This is a genomic window from Vibrio sp. 970, assembly GCF_033339075.1.
The window spans coordinates 1-629 of sequence record NZ_JAWOTW010000469.1 but is presented as its reverse complement, the minus strand read 5'-3'; the positions used below and the strand labels follow the sequence as shown (position 1 = coordinate 629).

Sequence of the window (629 nt, the reverse complement as noted above, 5' to 3'; positions counted from 1 at the left end):
AGTGTGATGGCAACAGAGACGCTCATCATGACAAAAATAGCTAGCATGATGACCAGTTGATATTTAATGGCAACCAATGGGCTTGCGCCCCCTAGGATTTGCCCCGTCATCATACCAGGAAGCGTGACAAGGCCCATCGTGGTCATTGAGGCTAGCGTTGGCGCTAACGATTTTCTCAGAGCCTCCTGAACGAAAGGAAAGGAAGCGTATTTAGGGGCGGCACCCAGTGAGATGGCAGCTTCGTACTCAGATTTACGCTCTTCAAAAGCAGAGAATAAGTTTTGTAGCGCGATGATATTACTGCTCAGACTATTGCCTAACAGCATGCCTGCCAATGGGATCATATATTGTGCATTGTAAAGCGGAGTAGGGCGCACCAAGCCAGCGGTGATCGCAATTAGTAATGGAAACAAGCCACATACAAGCCCAGTTAGAAGTGGCAGCATGAGCGGCTTTTTCGGTAAACGTGCTTTCCCTGCAATGGAGCTTGCTCCTACGACGAGCATAATCGCAAGCCAAAGTAAGTTGATGATCAAGCTGTTTAATTGAAAGAGATATTCAAGATAAACCCCGATCAGAACGAGCTGTAAAGTCATACGCACAACGCTGATTGATGCATCTTTCGCGAT

1 protein-coding gene is annotated in these 629 nt (G+C 47.2%); it reads right to left on the bottom strand.

What is annotated here, in order from left to right:
- Window positions 1-629, bottom strand: a 629-nt coding sequence (locus R7Q11_RS27355; RefSeq protein ID WP_225467131.1) for an ABC transporter permease, incomplete at both ends; no start/stop codon positions are given.